Genomic DNA, 20,280 nt, shown 5'->3' on the forward strand with positions numbered 1-20,280 from the left:
AGGTTTTGGCTCCTATCCAACAATTACAATGGACGATTTACTATGAGATGGCTAAGCGATAGTTCTCAACACGCCCACCTGGGTGTGTTGAAGGCTGCTGGAGTAATGCTTGCTTCCAGCATGTTATTAGTCGGTTGTTTTGACGGCAGCTCATCGGGTTCTGGCTCAAGCGTCGACGAAACGCTATTCCCCGCAGATGGTAAGTTCAACGCCACCATTCGGAGAACCACGAATGGTGTGCCTCACGTCAAGGCCGATAACCTCGCATCGGCGGCCTTTGGCGCGGGTTACGCCCAAACTCAGGACAATGTGTGTTTGCTGGCGGAGGCAATCGTCAAGGCCAGGAGCGAAAGAGCAAAGTACTTTGGGCCAGGGCCCGGGGATATCAACATCATCAATGATTTCAGTTTTAAGGCCCAGAAAATTCTGAGTGGCGCCGAAGCTGAATATCCGAGCCTCAGTAGTGAAACCAGAGCCCTCATCGAGGGATTTACCGCTGGCTACAATAAATATGTGAAAGAAACAGAGTCGGCAGATTTACCTCCGGAGTGCCGGAATCAACCTTGGGTAAAAGAGATCACACCTGTTGATCTGTTTGCTCACTACCGGATCGTCGGTCAATACGCCAGTGGCGCTTTGTTTGCCACGGGAGCCGTATTCCTGGCAGTGCCGGACGGCGAATCACCTTCTCCAACACCGGTGATGGATGCGGCCTCACGAGATACCTCTTCCGATGAAATGCTACGGAAACTGGTTGCAAACGCAACGTCAAACGCGGCCAATCAAATCGATTATCAGGATTTCGGGCTTGGTAGTAACGCCTGGGGTGTTGGTGGAGACCTGACGGAGCAGGGTAAAGGTGCGTTGCTGGCAAACCCGCATTTTCCCTACACCGGCCACAGGAGGCTATACCAAGTCCAGATGACCGTTCCTGGCTACCTGAATACCAACGGAGCGGGGCTGCTGGGTACCGCGATTCCATTGATTAATTTCAATGAGAATCTGGCATGGTCTCATACGGTAACCACTAGCCGCCGTTTTACGTTATATGAATTGAAACTCAAAGACGGCGATAACTTCACTTACCTGAAGGATGGTCAGGAGCGGCCCATAACCTCAGAAACCTACAGAATCGAGGTGAACAACGGCTCTCCAACACCAACTATTCTTGAGAAGACGTTCTACTTCTCAGAGTATGGCCCTATGTTGGCCGCTGATGCGGTAACCAGCGGCGGCCTCCCCGCCTGGGGCGCAGCGGGTACTGCATACACCTATCGGGATGCAAATGCCTCTACTCAGCGGCTATTGGATACCTGGCTGCAAATGAGCCGGGCCAGTACTTTGGCTGAGTTCCGGCAAGTGTTCCAGAATTGCGGCACCACATTCTGGACTAATACCACCTACGCGGATGATCAGGGCAACGCCTATTACATTGACAGCAGCTCGGTGCCGCATCTTTCGGATGCTGCGCTGGCGGTTGTAGATTTTAAGCGAAAGGTCAGCCCCGAATACAATCAGCTCTTTAATGCAGGCCTGACTTTGCTGGATGGAAGTAAGTCCCGCGATGATTGGGTAGAGGGTGAATGCGGCGGTTTGGTGCCCTATGAAAAACGGCCTCAGTTACTTCGTACCGATTGGGTGCAAAACTCCAATGACAGTTACTGGGCAACCAACCCGGATGCTTTCCTGACAGGGTTTTCCCCCCTCTTCGGCTCAGAAGAAACGCCCCTGAACCCAAGAACCCGTATCGGCATCAAAATGTTGCAAAACCCTTCTGATCCGGGATTTGCTGCCGGCGCGCCGGCTGGGCAAGATGGGAAGTTTGGGGCGATTGATCTGATCAACGTGATCTACAACAACCGTACCTGGTACGCAGAGGAGTTCCTGCCCGAGTTGCGGGACCGTTGTACGTTGATTGGCAGCGACCCCGTGAATCTTTCGGGCGGTGGCTCCAGGGCTGTGGAGGAGGCCTGTGATGTCCTGCAGGACTGGAATGGCGTATATGATGTGGATAGCGTTGGCGCCCATGTGTTCCGGGTATTTATTGCTAACTACCGGAACAGTTTTGGGGCGGACCTGACCGTTCCGTTTGATCCTAGCGATCCCGTTGCAACCCCCGCGTCGCCGTCAGAAGCTACTAAAGGTACGGCGGATGATGCAATGTTGATAGCGCTTGCCGAAGGGCTTGAAGCTCTGGATTCCGTTGGAATTGCCTACGATGTGGCGCTCGGGCAGGTGCAATACTATCAGCCGAGCGGTGGAGTGCCGCCTGGTGGTACCCCAGTTGAGCAGCTTCAGTCGTTTCCCTGGCATGGAGGTGACGGGACTATTGATGGCGCCTTTAATGCGATTGGCGTAGTGGCCTCGCCTGTTGCCGAAGACACGGTATTTCCAAGGATTGCCCCTTCGACCATTGGTAACACGGCGGGGCTTTCTGATCAGCCTGGCGAAGGTTGGTTGATGGCCAGGGGGACCAGTTGGCATTTCGGTCTGGAGTTCACAGACGAGGGCCCTCAGGCTTATGGACTGGTGAGCTACTCCCAGTCGAGTGATGAGGGATCACCATACTTCAATGATCAGGGACTGCGTTACTCGGAGAAGGATTATCGGAAGCTGTACTTCAGTGATGGTGAGATTGAGGCGAATCTCATTCCCAACGGGACAGTCCAGATCATGACTGAGTAAGGCGGGAAGAGCGCGGGCGTTGCAACAACGGACGCCCGTGCTATTTGCTAGTTCGTGCGATTCGCTAGTTAGAGGTACAAAAAAAGAGGCGGCCTGAGAGGCCGCCTCTTTTTTTTACGAGTTAAGTGTTCAATCCTGCTGGACGATATCCTCGTAATTCGCGTTACCGAGAATGTTAGGAACAACGGTTCCAGCCCCTCCCAGTTCTTCGATGATACTCACAGTCTGGCTTACCATCTCTGTAAAGACAAGCGCGTCGAGAGGGCCGCCCTGCGGAAGCACAGGCGTACTGTGGGTGCCTTCGGTGTAGCGAGTTATCGCAGGAAGGTCAACCGGGACACCGGCAGTTGTGACATTGTTGGCATTTAACAGTCGTGCGAGTGGTTCTGTGCCAGACAGGTAAGCGTCAAATGCGTTACCCAGGGGGGCTGCCAACGCATCGTTTGGAATTACATTGTCACCATTTACCTGAGAGAGCAGCACCGGTGTAGCCGATGCATTCAGGCTGCCAGTGAAGTTGATTGGGTCCACGGAGTCCACGGTAGCCTGGAATACATTCAGGAACGTCTCCAGAGCGCCGTCGCCTTGCTCAAGACCTGCGGCTGCTTGTAGGCCACCCAGAATCCGTGGTGCGAAGGTCGGGGAGTTTTCAAGCATACGAACGATGCCGGCGCCAGGCGTCAGCAGTTGAGCGGCAATAATGTCATCCTCAGTGGCTGCGGTTTCGTTGGCGACTGCAACGAAAGGCGCTCCCACGATCGTGCCGAGTGAGTGACCGACAAAATAAACGCTATCTGCATCCAGATCGGCACCTGCGTTGCCGTCAAAGTCGAGGCCCGCAAGCGATGCACGAACGTTGAGTAGGTCAACCACTGCCTGACGGTTCTTGTCCCGGGTGTTGGTAAAGTTCGTCAGGTTAATGAACAGACTACCGGACTCCCCGGAGGTTGCTGTCATGGCCGTCGGCTGGGTTGCAGCGTTGGCGGTGAAATCGAAGTGCCTTTCATGCTCGGTTTTGGCAATGCCTGGAACGGTTGAGCCAGCGTTTGCAACAGTGTTCTCAAAAGAGCGGAGAGCGCGAATGGCTCCATCGAGAGCTGCATCACCGGAAGTTCCGCCTGTAACGACACTCTGGATCAACGCGGCCGAATCTTCAGGAGTTTGACCTGTAGCGCCCACTACAAAGCCGATAGCCAGTTGGCCAGCAATCACCGCCTGAACATTAGTGTCGGTCGGTGCCAAGCTTTCTGGTAACCCGTTCGCTTGCCCCACAGTCAACAGTTGGGTTGCCAGACCAGCCTGAGCTTCCGCACTGAACGGAGTCACACCGTGAACCGGTTGATCGATAACGACGACGGCAACCCCGGAGTTATGAGCAAGTGCACTACCAAAGGTAAGTGCGGTACTACGGTCAGTGGTAATGCCGTGCATGTACATGACGGTTTCAAGCGGCGTGCTACCATCGTAATCGGCCGGGTAGAGAACCATGATGGGAACGGTGACGTCTTGAGTCTTGGCCGGGAACGGGAATCGATAGTTCACGACCTCACTAACCATTGGGTCTGATTGCGCAAGTTCAACGCCAAGCTGATCGCCGGCGACAGCCGCCAAGGCTGCATTGGCTTTCCAGCTTTGAGTGTTAATTACGGAACCTTCGGCATCCGACGATCCGGTTGGAACCCCGAGATAGTAGGGAAGGTCGATGGTACCCTGAACAATATTAACGTCACCGAAATCGACAAACTGGCTCGCGATTGCCGATACCTGAGTCACATCCTGCGGGGTACCGAACTCTGCGGTAGAGCTGAGGTCAGCGGGCGTTGGCAACAGTTCACCGGCGGTGAATGCTCCAACCAGTGCGTCCGCTTGGCCATCAGCAGTGGGCTCTGCTGCAGCTACGGCAGCATTACCGATGCCAAACAAAGTAAAGAAGTCAGTTTCTCCTTCATCCCGCGCCTCTTTTACCGCATCGAAACGGATGGATGCGAGGATCGTCTCTTTAAAAAAGGTCTTTGGGTCAGCGATGTACTGCAGAACACGCTGATCATTTGAAGTTGTGAAGCTGTAAGAGATAGCGATGCTTTCTTCAGTGAGCGCCGTTGGTCTCGCCTGATTGGGTACACCAAAGAAGCTGGCCGCTACCTTCTCCCAGAAGCCATCCACGATCTGACGTACAGGAGCAAGAGCAGTTGGGTTGCCCAGAACTCGAGTGGGATCAGCTACATCGCGATAGAGTGGCGACTGAACAATCGGGTCGCCGTTAACGTCGAGCACTTCTTTGGTGACAACTACCAGGTAGCGCTTGAACGGGTTAAGTGGCTTGGTCGGGTTGATGCGTATTGCGGAATTGCCGTCAAGCGTGACTACTTCAGCAACATAATCAGGTGATTGGGTTAAACCGAAGAGATAGGCTCCGGCCTGCGCCTGATTGCGGCCACTCAGATCCTGTGGAGCGGCACCAGCAGCTACCTGGGCTGTGATGGCCAGCGGAATGGTTGGCGACTCGCCGGCACCCAGACCGCGAACCGGATCACCGCTTGCGTATTCAAGCTCAATCAAGAATACGTTCTGGTTTGGGTTCGGAATAACGCTGGTAGGATCTGCTGGGTCCGTGAGAATGAAGGCGCGAGAATCAACAGAATCTTCATCGATCTGACCGTTAAACTGCACAACAGCGGGAGCGATGGATGATGCACCGCTCAGTTGATTAAGGGCTGTTGTGACAGGGGGGGCGGAGTCGGCCACGCTGAACGAGCCGTCCGCTTCGTTGATGCTTGTCGCCGGGTTGTCCGAACGGAAAATCAGGTCATTGGGCAGCGGCAATTGGCCAGTCACCGGATTGAACAGCGGCCACGTTTTGCCATCCAGTTCAGGATTACTGATCTTATAATTGGGATTCGCATTACCCCCATCGCCGGCGCTATCGAAGCAACCAGTCAACCCAAGGGAAGAAGCCACGGCAAGACTTATTAGAGTTTTCTTGAACATGGGTGGAACCTTTTCCTGTTGTTGTGTCGTTATATCCGGCGTAGACGGAACCGGTCGGCCCCTGAATTCCGTGCTTTTGCCTGTTCTGCTTTTATGAATTCGTTCGTTGTCTGAAATTGTAGCCAGCACTTGAGCCAATTTCTGTAGCTTTGACTATAGCGACAGTCTGGCAAGTGTTGATCAGCCAAAAGTGTGATTCTGCTTTCGGAATCCCTCCCCGCACAGTCGGAGTGGCCTTTCTGAAAAATAGTGGGCACCGGCGGGTTTGTCGAGTCCTATCGGGTTCATTTCTGGTAAACTCACGCTTCCTTATATAAGCAGGGGCTGCCTGGGTGGCTCCGCACACTTCCGATAATCAGAAAGCTGATGAGGCGACTATGACCACTGTTATCCGCCAGGACGACCTGATCGAAAGCGTAGCCGATGCGCTGCAGTTTATTTCCTACTATCACCCCAAGGATTTTATTCAGGCTGTGTACGAGGCCTATCAGCGCGAAGAGTCCCAGGCTGCCAAGGATGCCATGGCCCAGATCCTGATCAATTCCCGGATGTGTGCCCAGGGCCATCGCCCGATCTGCCAGGACACCGGCATTGTGACCGTATTCGTGAACATTGGCATGGATGTGAAATTCGAGTGCGACATGCCGCTGGACGACGTGATCAACGAAGGCGTGCGCCGTGCTTACACCCACCCGGACAATGTTCTTCGTGCCTCCGTGCTGGCAGACCCGGACGGCAAGCGCCAGAACACCAAGGACAACACCCCCGCCATCATCCATTACAAGATGGTGCCGGGTAACACGGTAGACGTGCACGTGGCAGCCAAGGGCGGCGGCTCTGAAGCCAAGTCCAAGTTTGCCATGCTGAACCCGTCTGACTCGGTGGTGGACTGGGTGCTGAAGATGGTGCCGCAGATGGGTGCCGGCTGGTGTCCGCCTGGTATGCTGGGTATTGGTATTGGTGGTACCGCCGAGAAGGCAATGGAACTGGCCAAGGAAGCCCTGCTGGACCCGATCGATATTCACGATCTGCAGGCCCGTGGCGCGTCCAACCGATCTGAAGAGTTGCGCCTGGAGTTGTTCGAGAAGGTCAACGAGTTGGGTATTGGCGCCCAGGGTCTGGGTGGTCTGACAACGGTTCTGGATGTGAAGGTTAAGGATTTTCCGACACACGCGGCCAACAAGCCGGTGGCGATTATTCCGAACTGTGCCGCCACCCGCCACGCGCATTTTGTGCTGGATGGCTCTGGCCCGTCCCTGCAGACACCACCGAGCCTGGACGACTGGCCAGAAATCACCTGGGAAGTGGGTGAGAACGTGCGCCGTGTAAACCTGGACACCGTGACTCCGGAAGACGTGAAAGACTGGCAGCCCGGTGAAACTGTTCTTCTGTCTGGCAAAATGCTGACTGGCCGTGACGCCGCCCACAAGAAGATGGTGGATATGATCGAACGTGGCGAGGAGCTGCCGGTGGATCTGAAAGGCCGCTTCATCTATTACGTAGGCCCGGTTGATCCGGTACGTGAAGAAGTGGTTGGCCCGGCTGGCCCCACCACGGCCACCCGTATGGACAAGTTCACTGACACCATGCTGGAGAAAACCGGCCTGACCGGCATGATCGGTAAAGCCGAGCGTGGCCAGGTTGCTATTGATGCGATCAAGAAGCACGGCGCGGTATACCTGATGGCGGTGGGCGGTGCGGCTTACCTGGTATCCAAGGCGATCAAGGGTGCCGAAGTGGTGGCCTTCGAAGAGCTGGGTATGGAAGCCATTTACGAGTTCGAAGTGGAAGACATGCCGGTAACCGTAGCGGTGGATTCCCGTGGCAGCTCCGTGCACCAGACTGGCCCGGTTGAGTGGCACGACAAGATCATTGCTGCCAAAGCGGTTTGATCTGAGTCTTTGTTAGTCTCGGTGGCAGCCTTGGGCGTTCGGCTTAGGGCTGCCACTGAAAGTCCTTCATCTTTACCTTTCCTTTATACACCTCCACCCCCTCCAGTCTCAGCTTCTCGGTTTGAAGCTGGCAGGTTTCTGTGCCTCCAGGAAAAGCGATCTGGCCGTTGCTGCGGATAACCCGGTGCCAGGGGATGCTGTGGCCGGCGGGCAGTTTGCCCAGGGCCCGACCAACAAAGCGCGCCTGGCGGCCCAGGCCGGCCATGGCGGCGACCTGGCCGTAGCTGGCCACTTTTCCTTGCGGAATGGCGGCCACTACCTGCCAGATTTTCTGCTCTTTTGTCGGTTCCTTGTCGAACTCGTCCATTCAGAGCCTCATGCGTCTGCGCACTAGAGACGCAGTGCGCCGTCCACTTCGATCATACGGCCGGAGACGTAGTCGTTCTCGAAGATGAACGCCACGGCAGAGGCGATTTCCTCCGGCTTACCCATGCGCTTGAGCGGAATGCCCGCGGTCATTTTCTCCAGGGCTTCGGGTTTCATGGAGGCTGTCATTTCGGTTTCGATGAAGCCGGGGGCGATGCCCATGCAGCGGATGCCGTAGCGTGCCAGTTCCTTGGCCCAGACCGGCACCAGGGCCGATACGCCGGCCTTGGCGGCAGAGTAGTTGCTCTGGCCCATGTTGCCGGCGCGGGAGATGGAGGCGATGTTGATAATGACGCCCTGGTCACCGTTTTCGATCATGCGGGTGGCGGCTTCGCGGCCGCATAGGAATACGCCGGTGAGGTTTACATCAATGACGGACTGCCACTGGGCCAGTTCCATGCGTTTTTCCAGTTTGCCGTCCTTGAATTTCACCATCAGGCCGTCGCGCAGAATGCCAGCGTTGTTTACCAGACCGTTCAGGTGACCAAAGTCGTTGATGATAGCCTGGAAGGTTTTCTCAACATCGTTTTCTTTAGCGACGTTGCAGACATAGGTTTTTGCATCGCCACCGGCTTGTTTGCAGGCGTCGGCGGCTTCCGCCAGTTTGTCTTCCATCAGGTCGATGAGCGCGAGCTTGGCGCCTTTGGCTGCCAGGTATTCTGCCATGGCGCGGCCGAGGCCCTGGCCGCCGCCGGTGATTGCGATCACTGAATCTTGAAGTTTCATGGTTTGCCCTAATTAAGTTCAGAGGTGGTTTACGTTCTCTGTGTGTCTGCATCGTTTTTATAAGGAGGCATTTTGCCCGTTTTCCTTTTTCTTTTCATTATTCTGCCCATCGCCGAGATGGTGGTTCTGATCAAGGTCGGCGGCCTGATCGGGGTGTTGAACACCATCGGGCTGGTGCTGCTGACCGCCGTCATTGGCGCCTGGCTGTTGCGCCAGCAGGGGTTGGCCACGTTATTGCGGGCGAACCAGCGCTTGAACAGCGGCGAATTGCCGGCAAAGGAAGTGGCTGAGGGGCTGATTCTGGCCGTGGGCGGGGCCTTGTTGCTGACACCGGGGTTTATTACCGATGCGGTGGGGTTTGCCTGTTTGCTGCCGGGGTCCCGGCACTGGCTCGCGGCGAAGGCTTTGAGGCGAATGACGGTAGCCGGCCAGAGTCGGAGCTTTTATTTTGGTGCTGGCGGCGGTGCCGGGCCATTCGGGCAGGGTCCGTTTGAAGGGCACGGACCGTTCGGGCCGCAGCGGCCGTTTGATCGGGATGCCAATGGCGACATTATTGAAGGTGAATATCAGGATCAGACGGAGAGCGATCGGGAACGCCTCGAGCGGGCACGGGAGCGCGGTGAGGGCGACGAAAAAAAGTGAAATTTTTTTCGCTCCGGGTGTTGAAAACGTTGGTGGCAACCCCATTAACTCACCACAGATTCGTCTCAGGCTGAAAACTGCTGTCTATCAGTGGCTTGGATGCCGGGGCAATTTGTCCGGTCCGGGGTTCCGGCCAGACACTTTTAACATGCAATTGTCATTGCCACATTAATCTGACTATTGGAGAAACCGAGCAATGAAAATTCGTCCGCTACACGATCGTGTTGTCGTACGCCGTAAGGAAGAAGAAGAGAAAACTGCGGGTGGCATCGTGCTGCCGGGTAACGCCAAAGAGAAGCCTTCCCAGGGTGAGGTAGTTGCTGTGGGCAATGGCCGTATTCTGGACAACGGCGAAACCCGTGCACTGGCGGTCAAGGTGGGTGACACCGTGGTCTTCGGTCAGTATGCCGGTAACACCGTAAAGGTTGACGGTGAAGAGCTGCTCATCATGAGCGAAAGCGAAATCTACGGCGTGCTTGAGTGATCGCAGCAGCGATAAGTACGAACGCTCATTAATCCGATCTTATTCAACTTCGGTTTAACGAACAGGAATAGAAGACATGGCAGCAAAAGACGTTAAATTCGGTGATAGCGCCCGCAAACGCATGGTTGCAGGTGTAAACATCCTGGCAGACGCAGTCAAGGTAACCCTGGGCCCGAAAGGCCGTAACGTGGTTCTGGAGAAGTCTTTCGGCGCTCCGACCGTGACCAAAGACGGTGTGTCTGTGGCCAAGGAAATCGAGCTGAAAGACAAGTTCGAGAACATGGGCGCGCAGATGGTCAAGGAAGTTGCTTCCCAGGCCAACGAAACCGCTGGTGACGGTACCACTACCGCAACGGTTCTGGCCCAGTCCATCGTCAATGAGGGCATCAAGGCAGTGACTGCCGGCATGAACCCGATGGATCTGAAGCGCGGTATCGACAAGGGGACGGCTGAAGCCGTTAAAGCCATTCGTGAAATGGCCAAGCCCTGCGACGACAGCCGCATGATCGCCCAGGTTGGCACCATCTCCGCCAACGGTGATGAGACCATCGGCAAGATCATTGCAGACGCCATGGAGCGCGTAGGCAAAGAAGGCGTCATTACCGTTGAGGAAGGCCGTGGCCTGGAAGACGAGCTGGACGTGGTTGAAGGCATGCAGTTCGACCGCGGCTACCTGAGCCCGTACTTCATCAATAACCAGGACAACATGTCTGCCGAGCTGGATGACCCGTACATCCTGCTGGTTGACAAGAAAATCTCCAATATCCGCGAACTGCTGCCGGTGCTGGAAGCTGTTGCCAAGGCTGGCAAGCCGCTACAGATCATCGCCGAAGACATCGAAGGCGAAGCCCTGGCCACTCTGGTTGTGAACAACATGCGTGGCATCGTTAAGGTGAACGCGGTTAAAGCACCTGGCTTTGGTGACCGTCGTAAGGAAATGCTGCAGGACATCGCCATCCTGACCGGTGGTACCGTGATTTCCGAGGAAGTAGGCCTGACTCTGGAGAACACCACTCTGGATGATCTGGGTACTGCCAAGCGCGTTAACGTGACCAAGGAAAACACCACTCTGATCGGCGGTGCCGGCGCTCAGGGCGATATCGAAGCCCGCGTTGAGCAGATCCGCAAGCAGATCGAAGACAGCACTTCTGACTACGACAAAGAGAAACTGCAAGAGCGCGTAGCCAAGCTGGCTGGCGGTGTTGCCGTGATCAAGGTTGGTGCCGGCTCTGAAGTGGAAATGAAAGAGAAGAAGGCCCGCGTTGAAGACGCGCTGCACTCCACCCGCGCTGCCGTTGAAGAAGGCATCGTAGCCGGTGGTGGTGTGACCCTGATCCGCGCCATTGCGGCCCTGGACAAGGTAGACGCCATCAACGAAGAGCAGAAAGCCGGCGTGAACATTCTGCGCCGTGCCATGGAAGCGCCGCTGCGTCAGATCGTATTCAACGCAGGTGGTGAATCCTCTGTTGTGGTTGCCAAGGTGAAAGAAGGCGAAGGTTCCTTCGGCTTCAACGCCGCAACCGAGCAGTACGGCGACATGCTGGAAATGGGTATCCTGGATCCTGCCAAGGTCACCCGTTCTTCCCTGCAGGCGGCTGCCTCCGTAGCATCCCTGATCATCACCACCGAGGCGATGGTCGCGGACGAGCCTGAAGACGAGAAAGCTGGCGGTATGCCAGACATGGGTGGAATGGGCGGAATGGGAGGCATGGGCGGCATGATGTAATGCCGGCCAGGTCCCGACCAGATCTCAGTTTCTGAGGTCTGGCCCGATCTACCCCTGAAAAACCCCGCGCTGGTTCACACTGGTGCGGGGTTTTTCGTTATTTTTGTCATGAAGTTGCCCAATGGCTTTGTTAGACTCGGTTACCCGTTCATTAACGTGCAAAACTCAATGACTGAACCCCAAGCCAAGCCTTTCCTGCGCCCTGCCAAGATCCTGCTGCTGTTGCTGCTTGGCTTGCTGGTGTATGGGGTGGTGCTGGTGCTGTGGGTGCCGGCGGGGTGGGTTTGGCATCAGGCTTCCCGGCATGTCCAGTTACCGCCGCAGGTAGTGGTGCAACAGGTGTCGGGTCGGCTCTGGGATGGCGCCGCAGGCGTTGTGGTTGCCGGTTTTCCGGCCCGGGTGCAGTGGACGTTGGGGTGGCCCTCGCTGACCGGATTGGAGTTACCGATTGGAATTTCCCTGGCGTCGTCACAATCCCGGGTGGAGGGAACTGCTAGTATCGGTTGGCCGGGTAACCTGGATGTGACGGCCCGCGGCCAAATAGCGGTAGAGGAATTCGAAGATCTGATTCGCCAGAGCGGCGGAGCGATGATTGAAGGGGACGTCAGTATCGATCGACTACGCCTGGTCTTCGCGGATAACCGATTACAGCAAGCCGACGGTGTCGGGCGCTGGAATGGCGGGCTGGTTACCTGGCCTATGGGGAATCAGACCGGGCAGGCAGAGTTCCCGCCTATGCAGGCTAATGTAGATACCACCGAGGGTGGCGTTGCTTTGACGGTATCGGAGCAGGGCGGCGATGGCCCCGCTGCGGATGCCAGCATTCTTTGGGACGGCATGATGGAGCTCAGGGTGTATAAGCGCATGGTCGACCTGGCGCAGCAGCCATGGCCCGACAGTGCGCGCCCGGGTGATGTGGTGTTCCGGGTTCGTCAGCCAATACTGCCGGGAGGGTTCTGACGTGGCAGGATTGGCAGTACATCATCAGGAGCGTCTATCCAGAGCCCTGGCAAACATTATTCTGGTCGCCCTGGTGGTTTATCTGAGTATTTCGGCGGCCAAACTGACCTGGTTGTATGCATGGTCTGATCGGCCGGTTCCGGATGTCCCGGCACAGTTGGGTGGCCAACCTGGCGCCCAGAACCGGGTGCCCCAGGCTTCCATCGCCGGTTACGAATTTTTCGGCCGGCCAGAGCGGCAGGCCGGTGTGGCAGAGGTTGTTCGCCGCAGCGCACCGGAAACCGGACTTCGGTTGCGCCTCGAGGGGGTGCTGATAGGGCAGCGGCCGGAAGACTCCGGTGCTATAGTTGCCGGAAGCAATGGTGAAACTGAGTATTACCGGGTAGGTGAAACCCTGCCCGGTAATGCAGAGCTGGCCGAGGTGGAATCAGACCGCATTCTGATTCGGCGTGGCGGCCGCTATGAATCGCTCGCATTTGAAGAGCAGCTGGACTCTTCGGTAATGGTTGCGGACGCACCGGTTCAGGCGGCAGAATCGCCCGATGATTTCCTGGCCGGGGCCAGGCAGCAGCTGGATGCAGAAGGGGCTGCGGCATTGGCGGCTTACGGCTTACGGCCAGCGGATGACAGCGGCGCTTCTGGGTATGTGTACGATGGCTCCAACCCGATGCTCAATGCGGTCAATCTGCGCCAGGGCGATGTCATTACTGCCATTAACGGTCAGCGCCTGGGTGATGTAGAACAGGATAAATCCCTGCTGGAAGACTGGCGAAGCCAGGCCCAGCTGGATATCGAGATAGAACGAGACGGCTCCATACTGACCGTCAGCTATGCCATACCCGAGCAGTGGCGCTGATCGGGAACATTACAACAGGACGATATCGCCAGATGTATAACCACAAGACCAACGTACTCCGGACCCTCGTGTTTCTTCTGCTGTTGCCAATCCTATCGGTGGCTCAGGCACAGGATGAAACCTGGCGGTTGAACCTCAAGGATGCGGACATCCGGGCCTTTGTCACTCAGGTGGCGGATATTACCGGGTACAGTTTTGTGGTGGACCCCAGGGTTAAGGGCAAGGTGACCGTACTGTCCAGTGCGCCCATGAACAAGCACGAAATCTATGATCTGTTCCTGGCGGTATTGAATGTGCACGGTTTCACCGCCATTCCCGGGGAAGAAGTGATCAAGATCATCCAGCAGGTGGATGCAAAGCAGTCTGCCGAGATTCTGGATCGATTCGAGGTTACCCCATCTGAACAGCTGATTACCCGGGTTATCCAAATTGATAATGCCAATGCCCTGGAGTTGGTGCCCATCCTGCGCCCGCTGGTGGCCAAGTATGGACATCTGGCCGGCGTGGCAGCAGCTAACGCGCTGATTGTCAGTGACCATTCTTCCAATATTCAGCGTATTGAGCAGATCGTTCGCGAACTGGACAGCCCTTCCAAATACGAGGTTGAGGTTATCCAGCTCAGGGAAGCCTGGGTGGGCGATATGGTCAAACTCCTGCAGGAACTCGCGCCCGATGAATTGCGTCGTGGTAGCGGTGATAGTTCCGCGAGAAAGTACAGCGTGACTGCGGATGAGCGGAGCAATCGGCTGATTCTCAGGGGCGACGAGACTTTTCGTGACAAAATGCGGGGCTTGATTCGCCAGCTTGATCAGCCCTCGGCAACTGGCGGCACGACAAAAGTCATCCGACTCAAGCACGCTGACTCCAAAGCCCTGACCGAAATCCTAAAGGGCGTGATGGGCGAAGTGGTGCGGGAATCGAGTACCGGCAGTGGTTCCGGGGGCAGTGGCTCATCGGGTAGCCGTTCCGCAAGCTTCTCGGTGTTCGCCGATGAAGGTTTGAATGCGTTGGTTGTCCGTGGCGAGCCGTCGTTGATGCAGGAAGCCGAGCAAATTGTGGCCGCTCTGGATGTGCGCCGGGCTCAGGTGATGATTGAAGCGGCGATTGTCGAGATCAGTGACGAGCTGGGAGATCAGTTGGGTGTCCAACTGGCGGCTGGTGATGAGTCTGCCAACGCTTTCCCGGTAATGGGCACTAACCTTACCAGTGGTGAGGGCATGCTGGGGCTGAACTCGGTGATTGGTGCGCTGGTAGGCGATACCCTGCCGCAGTTGGGCGGCGGCATTACCGTTGGCGCTGGCCAGCGGGATCGGGACGGTCTCACCTGGGGTATTCTGATTCAGGCGCTGTCTTCCTCATCCGCTGCCAACCTGCTTTCGACACCGAGCATCATTACCTTGGATAATCAGGAATCCGAGATTATTGTGGGCCAGAACGTGCCGTTCCGGACGGGGCAGTCGACGGTTACCGGTGATGGAACCACCAACCCGTTTACCACCATTGAGCGCCGTGATGTGGGCCTTTCCCTGAAAGTAACACCGACCATCAGTGCCGACGGCCTGGTTCGGCTGGTGGTCGAGCAGACCACCGAGGATATCTCTACCACGACGGTCTCTGGCGCCTCTGATCTGATCACCAACAAGCGTGAAATCAAAACCACCGTGCTCGCCGATGATGGTGAAACCGTGGTTCTGGGCGGGCTGATCAAGGATGACTTCCAGGTCAACAAGAGTAAGGTGCCGCTGCTAGGGGATATCCCGTTGCTTGGGCGCCTGTTCTCATCGGAGTCTGAAACCCGCATCAAGCGCAACCTGCTGGTCTTCCTGAGGCCGACCATTATGCTCGGTAAAGACGAGAGCGTGGCTGCCACTACCGAGAAGTTTAACCAGCTGTGGGACGTAAACCTTGAAGTCCGCGAAAAGCTCGGCCTGCCCGCCCCGGAAGACCAGCCCTCGGTGGATATGCTGTTCCAGGGGCGTAGGCAATAGGGTCAAAGGGTCTGTCCCCCAGGGTCTGTCCCCGAATGGGGACTGACCCATATTGGAAGGCTAGGTACGTGGTTAGACTTGGGTGCAACAGACGGGCAAAAGTGGGTCAGTCCCCGTTCGGGGACAGACCCCGGAGAGGCATCGGGCAATCCAGCTGGTCTGCCACCAGGCGCATTAACTCATACTCCCGAACATCCACCTTGCCATCGTGGGTCACGCAGTAGCCGCAGGCGTCGATGACGGCGGGCTTCAGTAGCGGCGACAGCCGATTCAGTATTTCCAGCGCTTCTCTCAGTTCTCGCATTGACACCTTCCCGGCTCTGCTTTCTTCCTGACCGCTACCAAAGCCGGCCATGGCTTCAAGATACAGTTTGTCTGCGTCCTCAGGGGTGTCGGTGCCGGCGCGGGCGAACAGGCTGAGCAGGCGCCGCAGGGCCGGCATCACCTGGCGATAGTTCCTGTATTTAACCGGTACAACCTGTTCTGCGCCAAGCCCGAGATGCCGGTTCAGGAAGGTGGTCAGGGCCAGCTCGAACAGGCTCACCCGGTTGTCGGCTGCGACCAGCTTCTGAACGTTTTCAAGCAGGGCGTCGCGTTCTTCCGGGTCCAGTTTTCGCAATGCCGGCATGGCCAGTTCCAGTACCGGGAAGCGTGCAGTTTCACCCAGTCTTGCCAGGGCTGGCAGCATTTTGTCCAGCAGGTCTGGCTGAGCGCCCAGTAGCGGGTGTTCGGTTAACAGTGCCAGTCGTTGTTTCTGGATGCTCGGCGAGAGATCAAAGATCAGCAGGGCATAGCACAGCTGAATCGCGCCGGCGCGGGTGTAGAGCAGGTTACGGAAGGTGGATGGCAATTGTTCCAGAAGCTGGATGGCAAAGGCTTCGCTCTGGGCGCTGACGGTGCCTACCCGTGTGGACAGCTTTTCAGCCGGCTGTGGCGTATTGGGTGCCAGGGAAGAGCGCACCGGTGATGAGCTACTACGGCCCCTGGCAGGCGCCACAACCTGATTGACCAGGTCGTTCAGGCCCGCTTTACCGGCAGTCCTGGAGGTGTCCTGGCGCAGCTTTTGGCTTGGTTCAGTGTCTCGCAGGCGGCTGCGTAAGCGTGCCAGCATACCCGGTTGGATCGCATTGATGCGTTCGTTGATGGGCGGGTGGGACGCGAGCAGGGTGCTGAACTTCATCCGTGCCGACTCGCCAAAACACATGTGGTTCATATCGCTGGCATGGCTGGTGGTGTCCAGGTAGCCGCCCTTCATGCCAATTTTGAACAGGGCGCTGCCTATGCCTTCGGGGTTACGGGTAAATTGTACGGAGGAGGCGTCGGCCAGCATTTCCCTTTGCCGGGATACCGCTGCCTGAATCAGCCGGCCGAAGAACACACCCACATAGCCGATGATCATCAGGGCTAGACCTATCAGGCCCATTGCAGCCTGCGCCCGGCCATCCCGGTTTCGGCTTCGGCCGCCGCTGTAGAAACCTGCCCGAAGCAGGAACTGGCCAATCTGACCTAGCATCAGAATGCCGGCCAGCAGCGCAATCAGCCGGACGTTAATGCGCATATCACCATTCAATATATGGCTGAACTCGTGCCCCACCACGCCCTGAAGCTCGTCTCGGGTGAGGTGGGTAAGTGCGCCGTGCGTAACCACCATAACGGCCTCACCAGGCGTGTAGCCTGCCACAAAGGCGTTGATGCTAGTCTCGTTGTCCATCACGTACAGATCTGGCACGGGCACACCACTGGCGATGGCCATTTCTTCCACGATATTGCGAAGTTTGCGTTCTTCGGGATCGTTGGTGTCGGGCTCAATCGGGCGGGCGCCCACCATTTTGGCCACCCGGCTACCGCCACCAGCCAGGTCTGCCCAGCGCACCAGCGAGCCAACGCCTATAAGCAACACCACCGCGAGTGCGGTGGTGAGTCCGTGGCTGGAGGTGAGCCAGTAATGGAAAGGCAGAACGGAGGTTTGGCTGCGGGTGACAAGGTAACCGACCAGGCAAACGGCCAGGGTAATCATGGTGACTGCTGTCAGAAACAGGACGATTAACAGGCCGGTATTACGCCGGACATGGGCCTGGCGCTGGAAGAAACCGGGGTTTGCCATGATTCAGGCCTCAGAAGCTGACTTTTGGTACCTGGCGCGCTTCCGGGGTTTCCAGTTGCAGCTGGGCGGTTTCCTTGAAGGCAAACATGCCGGCAACAATATTGTTCGGGAACTTCTCTCGGAAAATGTTGTACGTCATCACGCCGTCATTGTAGGCCTGGCGGGCAAAGGCTACCCGGTTTTCGGTGCTGGAGAGCTCTTCCATCAGTTGCTGGATGGTTTCGTTGGCTTTCAGTTCCGGGTAGTTTTCAGAAACGGCGTAGAAGTTTGCCAGGGCTTTGGTCAGCAGGTTCTCGGCACTGCCCAAACGCTGGATCTTGGTGCCGTCCCCTGGGTCTTTCGCCGCGTCTTTCTGGGCGCTGACTGCGTTGTTGCGGGCTTCCATCACCTGGGTCAGCGTCGATTTTTCGTGAACAAGGTAGGCCTTGGCGGCTTCCACCAGATTGGGAATCAGGTCATGGCGGCGCTGTAGCTGCACATCAATCTGCGCAAAGCCATTCTTGAACTGATTACGCAGCGATACCAGGTTGTTGTAGATAAACACCAGGTACAGTATGACAACGGCAATAACAACAAGGCCGATGACGGTCGTTCCCATGACTACTCCTCAGGGTGAAAGGTTCAGGCGTTATTTTCCACGATACGGGCATGGAAAGTCTGTACAAACGTCTCAAATTCCTTGGGTGGCAGTGGCTTGCTGAAAAAGTACCCCTGGGCCAGTTTACAACCACGCTGGCTCAGATAGTACTCTTGTTCAGCGGTTTCAACCCCTTCGGCCACAACGGTGAGGTTCAGGCTTTTGCCAAGATCAATGATGGTGTTGGCAATTCGTGTGTCTTCCTCGTTGACCAGCAAGTCCCGAATGAACTGCTTGTCGATTTTCAGGTGCTGAACCGGCATTTGCTTCAGGTAGGTGAGAGACGAGTATCCGGTGCCAAAATCGTCCACCGCGATGCTGATGCCTGCCCGATGCAGGCGATGCAGCTTGGCCACGGCGTCGGTGAGATTGGTCATGAAGCTGGTTTCGGTGACCTCAAGCTCTAGCCGGCCGGCGGGAATGCTGTGGCGTTTCAGGGTGTTCAGGATGTCATCGACGATGGATTCCTGGCGAAGCTGAACAGCAGACAGGTTCACGGCAATTCTGAGGGGTGAACCTTCACTGGCCCATCGAGCGGCTTGCCAGCAGGCTTGGTCCAACACCCATTGGCCAATCTCGACGATGGCGCCATTGGACTCGGCAACGGGGATGAAGTGATCCGGGGGAATCATGCCGCGCTCGGGATGTTCCCAGCGCAGCAGTGCTTCGGCACCGATAATGCGTTTGGTCTCGAGGTTGATCTGAGGCTGGTAAACCAGATGGAACTCGTGGTTTGCCAGTGCGTTACTCAGGTCTTTCTCAAGCTGTTTGCGCTCCCGGATCTCCTGATCAATGCTGGCAACGTAGAACTGGAAATGATTGTGTCCGTTCTGTTTGGCCAGTGCCATGGTCTGTTCGGCGCTTTGCAGAAGCCGGTCGGCCTGGTCAGCATCGGAGGGGAACAGGGCAATGCCCAGGGTAGCCGTCATGGATATGCGATGGTTGCCGGCGTTGATCGGGGTGGCGAAGCTGCCCAGAATCTTTTCGGCGGTATCGGCCGCCTGAAATCCATCGCGCAGCCGCTTCTCAACAACCACAAACTGGTCGCTGCCCAGCCGGGCAACACTGAACCGTTCCGAAGGCAGGTTGGCGGTCAGGCGACTGGCGACCGTCTGCAATATGGTGTCGCCAGTTCGGAAGCCGCACTGTTCGTTCACGGATTTGAAGTCATCAATGCCGCAAACCATCAATGCCAGTGTGCCATGGGATTCCCTGGCAGCCACGATGTCGTGTTGCAGGTCTTCCATGAATGCGTCGCGGCTGGGTAGCCCGGTCAGAGTGTCATAGCGTGCCAGGCGATTGACCCGATCTTCGGCTTCCTGATGCTTTTTCTGGCTCTCAGCGATAGATACCAGAAGATTATTGGTGGCGTTCACCCATAGCCCAAGCTCGTCTGCCCGATGTCCGTCCGGAACCGCAATCAGCCGGTCGTCGGGCCGTGCCGGGTCGACTGTGCGAACGGACTGTACAATGCGCAAAAGGGGGCGGGTAAGTACCAAGTGGAACACCACGAACAGTACAAGGCCCAGAATCAGTGCCAGTGCAATGCCTGAACCAAAGGTGATTAATGCCCGGTTCAGCCAGTTCTCAGCGATAGGGGCAGTGTCGTAGTGCACTTCAAGGTAGCCGTAGATCGTGTCTGGGCTGGTGCCTCGGTGCAGGCTTTCGCGGTATTCACGAATGCTGCCGAAAATGGGGTCGGTAATGGGGCGGAATGCCCGGTCTTGCAGCGGCCTGAGCCGGCCGCCCAATTGGTCGCCATCCGGGTGGGAAATGCGAGCGAGGTGAATGGGCTCCAGCGCGAAAAGGCCATCAACCACTTGCTGGGCCAGGGTGTCATCAATACTGAAAACGGACTGGGTGGCGGCGTCACGAACCATTGCCATGGTCTGGTTGGCCTGGCGTTCCAGTTCCATGGATACCCGCCTGGCGTCGAGAACAACCTGAACGGTGCTGACCAGGATGCCTGTCAACAGGGCGACAATCAGCACCCAGCGCAGGATTCGGTATCCCAGGTGATTTTCAACTTTGAAGGCGGTTTGCATTCCGAGTCTTGTGGCTCATCTGTCCGGATTGTTCTTGGGTGCAGGCGCCAGGGTCAGGCCTGCCGTGTACGACAGTATGGTTCAGATTTTTTGCAACTGCATGGAGTATGGCCGATTTTTT

14 protein-coding genes are annotated in these 20,280 nt (G+C 56.7%); 8 read left to right on the forward strand and 6 right to left on the reverse strand.

Features of this window, described 5'->3' with window-relative positions:
- Window positions 1-105 precede the first annotated feature (105 nt).
- Window positions 106-2,685 carry a penicillin acylase family protein gene (locus tag ACNSOI_RS06370; protein WP_420195384.1) on the forward strand — a complete coding sequence of 860 codons (2,580 nt, stop codon included), beginning with the start codon at window positions 106-108 and terminating at the stop codon, window positions 2,683-2,685.
- 129 nt (window positions 2,686-2,814) lie between these two features.
- On the opposite strand, the gene ACNSOI_RS06375 is transcribed toward ACNSOI_RS06370, so the two are convergent.
- The gene (locus ACNSOI_RS06375; protein ID WP_286254651.1) at window positions 2,815-5,673 is read right to left on the reverse strand and encodes a hypothetical protein; all 2,859 of its coding nucleotides are present in this window, start codon (window positions 5,671-5,673) and stop codon (window positions 2,815-2,817) included.
- Between the two features lie 377 nt (window positions 5,674-6,050).
- Here ACNSOI_RS06375 and ACNSOI_RS06380 point away from each other — a divergent pair, with 377 nt between their 5' ends.
- A complete protein-coding gene (locus ACNSOI_RS06380) occupies window positions 6,051-7,565 on the forward strand; it encodes a fumarate hydratase (RefSeq protein WP_058091821.1) in 1,515 nt (504 codons plus the stop codon).
- Window positions 7,566-7,608: 43 nt separating this feature from the next.
- Here the strand turns inward: ACNSOI_RS06380 and ACNSOI_RS06385 are convergent, their stop codons facing one another.
- The gene (locus tag ACNSOI_RS06385) at window positions 7,609-7,932 is read right to left on the reverse strand and encodes an MGMT family protein (RefSeq protein WP_106695367.1); all 324 of its coding nucleotides are present in this window, start codon (window positions 7,930-7,932) and stop codon (window positions 7,609-7,611) included.
- 23 nt (window positions 7,933-7,955) lie between these two features.
- Entirely contained in the window at window positions 7,956-8,717 is a 762-nt protein-coding gene (locus ACNSOI_RS06390; protein WP_058091817.1) for an SDR family oxidoreductase, read from the reverse strand.
- A 72-nt stretch (window positions 8,718-8,789) separates the two neighbouring features.
- Here ACNSOI_RS06390 and ACNSOI_RS06395 point away from each other — a divergent pair, with 72 nt between their 5' ends.
- From ACNSOI_RS06395 to gspD, 6 genes are all read left to right on the forward strand, one after another.
- Window positions 8,790-9,359, forward strand: coding sequence for an FxsA family protein (locus ACNSOI_RS06395; RefSeq protein WP_072677699.1), 570 nt, complete (start codon window positions 8,790-8,792; stop codon window positions 9,357-9,359).
- 196 nt (window positions 9,360-9,555) lie between these two features.
- Window positions 9,556-9,843, forward strand: a complete 288-nt coding sequence (gene groES, locus ACNSOI_RS06400; RefSeq protein WP_058091815.1) for a co-chaperone GroES — start codon at window positions 9,556-9,558, stop codon at window positions 9,841-9,843.
- A 76-nt stretch (window positions 9,844-9,919) separates the two neighbouring features.
- Window positions 9,920-11,569, forward strand: coding sequence for a chaperonin GroEL (gene groL / locus ACNSOI_RS06405; RefSeq protein WP_061331723.1), 1,650 nt, complete (start codon window positions 9,920-9,922; stop codon window positions 11,567-11,569).
- A gap of 168 nt (window positions 11,570-11,737) precedes the next feature.
- On the forward strand, window positions 11,738-12,529 hold the full coding sequence (gspN, locus tag ACNSOI_RS06410; RefSeq protein ID WP_420195385.1) for a type II secretion system protein N: 792 nt from the start codon (window positions 11,738-11,740) through the stop codon (window positions 12,527-12,529).
- A 1-nt stretch (window position 12,530) separates the two neighbouring features.
- Complete coding sequence (locus ACNSOI_RS06415) at window positions 12,531-13,385, forward strand: type II secretion system protein N (protein ID WP_061331724.1); 855 nt, start codon at window positions 12,531-12,533, stop codon at window positions 13,383-13,385.
- 32 nt (window positions 13,386-13,417) lie between these two features.
- A complete protein-coding gene (gene gspD / locus ACNSOI_RS06420) occupies window positions 13,418-15,373 on the forward strand; it encodes a type II secretion system secretin GspD (RefSeq protein ID WP_061331725.1) in 1,956 nt (651 codons plus the stop codon).
- A 106-nt stretch (window positions 15,374-15,479) separates the two neighbouring features.
- Here gspD and ACNSOI_RS06425 read toward each other — a convergent pair whose 3' ends face one another.
- The 3 genes from ACNSOI_RS06425 to ACNSOI_RS06435 are packed head-to-tail and all read right to left on the reverse strand — an operon-like array spanning window position 15,480 to window position 20,159.
- A complete protein-coding gene (locus ACNSOI_RS06425) occupies window positions 15,480-17,477 on the reverse strand; it encodes a M48 family metallopeptidase (protein WP_420195386.1) in 1,998 nt (665 codons plus the stop codon).
- Window positions 17,478-17,487: 10 nt separating this feature from the next.
- Entirely contained in the window at window positions 17,488-18,075 is a 588-nt protein-coding gene (locus ACNSOI_RS06430; RefSeq protein ID WP_058091810.1) for a LemA family protein, read from the reverse strand.
- Between the two features lie 23 nt (window positions 18,076-18,098).
- Window positions 18,099-20,159 (reverse strand): putative bifunctional diguanylate cyclase/phosphodiesterase, encoded by a 2,061-nt coding sequence (locus tag ACNSOI_RS06435; RefSeq protein ID WP_420195387.1) that lies wholly within the window; start codon window positions 20,157-20,159, stop codon window positions 18,099-18,101.
- Window positions 20,160-20,280: the final 121 nt, after the last annotated feature.

Source organism: Marinobacter sp. GH_1 (genome assembly GCF_048595985.1).
Classification (GTDB): Bacteria; Pseudomonadota; Gammaproteobacteria; order Pseudomonadales; family Oleiphilaceae; genus Marinobacter; species Marinobacter shengliensis.

Bases quoted from the DNA above. Each gene is read 5' to 3' on its own strand.
- ACNSOI_RS06370 (WP_420195384.1), top strand. From the start codon at position 106: ATGCTTGCTTCCAGCATGTTATTAGTCGGTTGTTTTGACGGCAGCTCA.
- ACNSOI_RS06375 (WP_286254651.1), bottom strand. From the start codon at position 5,673: ATGTTCAAGAAAACTCTAATAAGTCTTGCCGTGGCTTCTTCCCTTGGG.
- ACNSOI_RS06380 (WP_058091821.1), top strand. From the start codon at position 6,051: ATGACCACTGTTATCCGCCAGGACGACCTGATCGAAAGCGTAGCCGAT.
- ACNSOI_RS06385 (WP_106695367.1), bottom strand. From the start codon at position 7,932: ATGGACGAGTTCGACAAGGAACCGACAAAAGAGCAGAAAATCTGGCAG.
- ACNSOI_RS06390 (WP_058091817.1), bottom strand. From the start codon at position 8,717: ATGAAACTTCAAGATTCAGTGATCGCAATCACCGGCGGCGGCCAGGGC.
- groES (WP_058091815.1), top strand. From the start codon at position 9,556: ATGAAAATTCGTCCGCTACACGATCGTGTTGTCGTACGCCGTAAGGAA.
- groL (WP_061331723.1), top strand. From the start codon at position 9,920: ATGGCAGCAAAAGACGTTAAATTCGGTGATAGCGCCCGCAAACGCATG.
- gspN (WP_420195385.1), top strand. From the start codon at position 11,738: ATGACTGAACCCCAAGCCAAGCCTTTCCTGCGCCCTGCCAAGATCCTG.
- gspD (WP_061331725.1), top strand. From the start codon at position 13,418: ATGTATAACCACAAGACCAACGTACTCCGGACCCTCGTGTTTCTTCTG.
- ACNSOI_RS06425 (WP_420195386.1), bottom strand. From the start codon at position 17,477: ATGGCAAACCCCGGTTTCTTCCAGCGCCAGGCCCATGTCCGGCGTAAT.
- ACNSOI_RS06430 (WP_058091810.1), bottom strand. From the start codon at position 18,075: ATGGGAACGACCGTCATCGGCCTTGTTGTTATTGCCGTTGTCATACTG.
- ACNSOI_RS06435 (WP_420195387.1), bottom strand. From the start codon at position 20,159: ATGCAAACCGCCTTCAAAGTTGAAAATCACCTGGGATACCGAATCCTG.